We start from the raw sequence: 5,385 nt of genomic DNA, 5'->3' as shown, positions 1-5,385 counted from the left end.
CCGAGAAGGTGCTCAAATCACTACCAGTACGATTGGGAAATCTGATACTCAGCCAGCCGGAAAAGGGGATGCGGGAAATATCACGGTCACAGTAACTGGGGCGGTTGATATTGCTGGCATCAAAGGTACATTTCCCAGTGGGATTCGCAGCACTATCGGAACAGGTGCTGTCGGGAAGGGTGGCACTATTACCATTGATGCTGGTTCTTTCTCTTTACAAGACGGTGCTGAACTTTCCGCATCAACTTTGGGAACGGGCAAAGCGGGGAATGTGATAGTCAAGGCTAAAGAGACTGTTTCTCTAGTCAATGCTGATATTTTCAGTCAGGTGAAAGCTGGTGGGGTAGGTGAAGGAGGTACGATCGATATCAACGCTGCATCTCTCTCACTCCTTGATGGTTCTCAACTACAAACGGGTATTTTTGGTAAATCTGACACTCAGCCAGCAGGACAAGGAAATGCAGGAAATATTACTGTCAAGGTCAGTGGGGCTGTTGACATTGCTGGCATAAAGGATGGATTTACCAGTGCAATTTTCAGTGATATAGAAACGGGTGTAAAAGGTAATGGGGGCAATATTACCGTCGAGGCTGGTTCTTTCTCTTTACGAGACGGTGCTCGCCTTGTAGCCTCAACTGCGGGAACAGGTACTGCGGGGAATGTAACAGTAACAGCGAAAGAGGTTGTTTCCCTTATTGGTAGAGCGGCTATCTTTAGCACCGTCAAAGCAGGGGGTGTGGGCAAAGGAGGTATGATCGACATCAATGCTGCTTCTTTCTCGTTACAAGATGGTTCTCAACTACAAACGGGTATTTTTGGTAAATCTGACACTCAGCCAGCAGGACAAGGAAATGCAGGAAATATCACAATTAAAGTCAGTGGGGCTGTTAACATTGCTGGCAAAAAGGACGGATTTACCAGTGCAATTTTCAGTGATATAGAAACGGGTGTAAAAGGTAATGGGGGCAATATTACCGTCGAGGCTGGTTCTTTCTCCTTACGAGATGGTTCTCAACTTGTAGCATCAACTTTCGGACAGGGGACTGCGGGTACGATTAAAGTTAATGCTACCGATTTTGTCACGATTTCTGGCAAGAATGACGATAATATTGCTAGTGGCTTGTTAGTTAACTCTCGAAGTGAGATGGGTATTGCCGGAAATATTATCGTCACATCCCCTAAAATAACTTTAGATGGTGGTAAGATTCAAGCCGTATCTACATCTGGTAACGGCGGTAATATCAGCATTGGCGGCAAACTTAAAGGTGAATCTGGATTTAGTCCAGGTAATAAGATCGATCTCAGCAACCTCACCCCAGCCAATTTACTCCTTCTCCGTAACGGTAGTAAAATTTCTACCAATGCTGGCGGGACCGTTCAAGCAGGCGGCAATGGGGGTAACATCAACATTAACTCAGACTTAATCGTCGCCATCCCCACAGAAAACAGCGACATTTCCGCCAACGCGGTTAAAGGACGAGGTGGCAATGTTAATATCGATTCCCAAGGGCTGTTTGGTATCCAATTCCGCCCCCGCCCAACCGATAACAGCGATATTACTGCTAGTTCTGATTTCGGACGGAGTGGAAACGTGAATATCAGCACCCCAGGTACAGATCCAGGGAAAGATAAAGGCGAACTCAAGGCTGCGCCTAATGATGCGAGTAATCAAATTTCCCAAGCTTGTAGTGCTAGTCAACGGGATAACAAATTCTATATTACTGGACGCGGCGGACACCCACCCAATGCGGAAGATCCACTTACCAGTGATGTGGTTTGGCGCGATCCTCGCGGTGCGCAGCCGCAGCCTGTGGCTAGTAATGTGACTAGTCAAACCACTCGCAAATTAGCACCACCTGCTGTGGGTTGGGTATTCGATGGGAAGGGGAAGGTGACGTTGATAGCAGCCCAGACGGAGGGCGCACCGACGGGAACCAAGGTTATATGTCCGAAGGATGGAAAATAGGGGGCTATACTAAAAACACTTAGAAACTAGACTTCTCAGAATTACGCTAGATCCCCGACTTCTTCGAGAAGTCGGGGATCTGTCTTCTCGTTACGTGTATACACGGTACCGAGTTATGCGGGGTAGGATGTAAATCAATCCAACTTAAAATTAAATGGTAGGCGGACATATACACCATGCGGATCGTTGAAGGTTTTCAAGATGCTCAGTTCGGATTTTACTTTGAGTAATTCAGTTGTAAGCGGATCTTGACTTTGGAGTAAGCGAACTTCCTTGCCCCCGCCAAAATGTTTGATTAATTTCTCTTCCCAACCTTCAACAACTGGATATTCTTCTAGCTCCCAATCCTTATCTAATTTAGCAACTTGAGCGGCATATTCGATCGCGTCATTCAGCCCACCAATAGCATCTACTAATCCGACTTTTTTAGCATCAACTCCAGACCAAACTCGTCCTTGGGCAATCTCGGCAACTTTTTGTTTGGGTAATTTCCGAGATTCGGAAACTTTATTGAGGAAATCGTCGTAGATATCATTAACCATCTGTTGGGAGATCGCTAATTCTTGGGGAGTACGTGGCCGTGCGATTGTATTGCCATCGGCTAATTTTGATGTTTTGACAACATCCCAGGTAATCCCATTCTTATTAGCTAATTTTTGATAGTTAAAGTTAATCCCAATTACGCCGATCGATCCGGTAATTGTATTCGATTCGGCGAATATTTTGTTAGAATAAGTAGAGATCCAATAACCACCAGATGCGGCGACATCACCCATCGAAATCACCACGGGTTTCTCCTTGTGCAAGAGTCGAACTTCACGTTGAATAATATCAGAAGCGAGGGCACTACCACCCGGACTATTCACTCGCAGGACAACGGCTTTAATATCTTTATCTAAGCGCAATTCGCGGAGTTGACGAGCTAAACTATCTCCCCCAATTTGTCCCGCTCCACCTTCACCATTAACGATACTGCCTTGGGCATAGAGCACGGCAATTTTTCGACTAGAAGTTTTCTCGACTTTGTTAGCTACTTCGGCATAATCATCGATGCTAATTTTGCGAAAAGAAATTTTATCTTCCTCATCAGCACCACTCATTTTTTTGAGTTTTGCTAATATTTCGTCCGAATAAGCAGTTCGATCGACTAATTTACTTTTAATCGATTGTGCGGCTGTCAACATCCCTCGATCGTCAGCAATTTTTTGGATTGATTCAGGTGTTAATTGACGGCTGGTGCCAACCGATGTTTTGAATTCACCCCACAGGTTATTTAATAACTGTTGAGTCTCCTGTCTGGCGGCAGGGCTGAATTTATCGAGCGACCAAGTTTCGCCAAAAGATTTGTATTTACCGACGCGGACAACCTCGACTCCAACGCCGTATTTATCAAAGGCATTTTTAAAGAACATTGTTTCCGATCGAAAGCCATTAATATCTACAGAACCCATCGGATTGATAAATATTTCATTGGCAACTGATGATAGATAATAATCACGTTTATCCATATCAATATTGTAGGCAATAATTTTTTTGCCAGTTGCCCGAAATCGCTCCAGCGCAGTACGGACTTCTTTTAGTGTGGCAAACCCAGTACTATTAACTTGTTTGCCACTACTTCCATCTAAATAAATTGCCAGAATCCGTTTATCTTTGCTAGCAGCATCGATCGCATTAAGCACAGATTTTAATTCAGTGACATGGGTAACGTCGCCAGAAATCGCTTCTTGCAAAGTTTTGCCAGGATCGAGATCGACGATCGATTGAGATAAGTCGATCGTCAAAATTGATTTTTCAGGAACTGAAATTAGCTCGTTACTAGTAGTCGCACTGTGAATGATTGCGCCGATAACTGCTGTAAATAAAGTGAGTGAAATTGCCGAGAATAAAGTCAAGCTGAGTAGACTACCTACTGTACTAGCCAGAGCTTGCTTGAGAAATTGACGCATACTATCGGGGTGTGGGGGTGTGGGGTGTGGGAGTAGTGTGAGGAGATCGTGCTTTGGATTCTCATTCGCCAGAGGCAACGCCAAAATTCTCTCTACAGCTAAATTTTTACTAGATTATCGATCGAGTGTGAAAATTCTATAACGAGATCGGTACGGTTTTTAAAAAGCAATTGAAAATATTAAGGATAATCATACTTACTATGCCCACATCGCGCTCTTGTTACCACAATCTTTGTAGCGATCTAATTTCTTTCATTAGGGGAAAAAACTAGTCCTCGGTGGCATAAATAACAGTACTATTTTGCGCAAAGGGGGGAGTGATTGGAAAAAGGACTAAATGGTGGCTTTATTTCTGCCGCTCATTACTAGGGGTTTTGCCTCTGGTTCAAGCTGCGAGTTTAGCGACGAGCGAGACAATCAGATTGTTGTAAGGCAGACAAATCAGCATTTCCAGTACAAAATAGCACTGTCTGGATTTCTGCCATTAAAATTTGGACTAATTCCCGTACCGCTGTTTTCGAGCTATCCGCAGCCTGAAGAAATGGTAATGCCAAACCAGCAACATCCGCGCCTAACGCGATCGATTTAGCAATATCCAAGCCATTACGCACTCCGCCAGAAGCAATCAATGGTAAAGTCGGGGCGATCTGGCGAATCGTAGTAATACATTCGGTTGTCGGCATTCCCCAATCGGCGAAAGTCTCGCCGAGTCTTCGTTGCAGGGCGGTTTGAGCGCGTTCGCTCTCCACCTTCGCCCACGAAGTACCGCCCGCACCTGCGACATCGATCCCACTGACTCCCGCAGCGATTAATTGTTTCGCCATATTTGCCGAAATCCCATTACCCACCTCTTTGACAATTACGGGCACAGGGAGCTGCTGACAGACAGTAGCGATGCGATCGAGTAATCCCCTGAAATTGGTATCGCCGTGGGGTTGGATGCACTCCTGAAGGGGATTGAGATGCAAAATCAGGGCATCTGCCTCTAGCAATTCTACCGCTCGTAAACATTCTTCGATGCCATAACGATAATTAAGTTGCACGGCACCAAGATTTGCCAGTAATAATATATCTGGGGCAATTTTGCGAACTTGGAACGTATCCGCCACATCTGGTTTTTCGATGGCGACACGCTGGGAACCCACACCCATCGCCAATTTATACTCCTGCGCCACTTCCGCCAAGCGGTAATTAATCTCTCTGGCTTGGGCGGTACCTCCAGTCATCGAGGAAATCAAAATTGGTGCCCCAAGCTGCTTACCGAGCAAATTGGTAGTAAGATCGATCGTCTGGTAGTCTAATTCTGGCAGACAACTGTGGCTAAACTGGTACCTGTCGAATCCACTACTCTGACTCTGAAACTGGACATCTGACTCTAAACAGATCCGAATATGTTCGGCTTTACGTTGCACTGTAGACATAAGGGAAGGGGGCGAGGGGGTGTGGGCGAGTAGGGGTGTGGGGTGTGGG

General features: G+C 45.5%; 2 protein-coding genes and 1 pseudogene. 1 reads left to right on the top strand and 2 read right to left on the bottom strand.

The features are described from left to right. Positions 1-1,966, top strand: a pseudogene (locus RMO55_RS09765) (S-layer family protein); the annotation flags it as partial. A gap of 134 nt (positions 1,967-2,100) precedes the next feature. On the opposite strand, the gene sppA reads toward RMO55_RS09765, so the two are convergent. Further along, positions 2,101-3,915, bottom strand: a complete 1,815-nt coding sequence (gene sppA, locus RMO55_RS09760) for a signal peptide peptidase SppA (protein WP_310426128.1) — start codon at positions 3,913-3,915, stop codon at positions 2,101-2,103. Positions 3,916-4,313: 398 nt separating this feature from the next. Next, on the bottom strand, positions 4,314-5,336 hold the full coding sequence (gene fni, locus RMO55_RS09755) for a type 2 isopentenyl-diphosphate Delta-isomerase (RefSeq protein WP_310426131.1): 1,023 nt from the start codon (positions 5,334-5,336) through the stop codon (positions 4,314-4,316). Positions 5,337-5,385: the final 49 nt, after the last annotated feature.

Source organism: Chamaesiphon sp. VAR_48_metabat_135_sub (genome assembly GCF_031418915.1).
GTDB lineage: Bacteria > Cyanobacteriota > Cyanobacteriia > Cyanobacteriales > Chamaesiphonaceae > Chamaesiphon.
The sequence above is the reverse complement of the archived record's forward strand: the minus strand, read 5'-3'. Positions and strand labels throughout refer to the sequence as shown.

Bases quoted from the DNA above. Each gene is read 5' to 3' on its own strand.
- sppA (WP_310426128.1), bottom strand. From the start codon at position 3,915: ATGCGTCAATTTCTCAAGCAAGCTCTGGCTAGTACAGTAGGTAGTCTA.
- fni (WP_310426131.1), bottom strand. From the start codon at position 5,336: ATGTCTACAGTGCAACGTAAAGCCGAACATATTCGGATCTGTTTAGAG.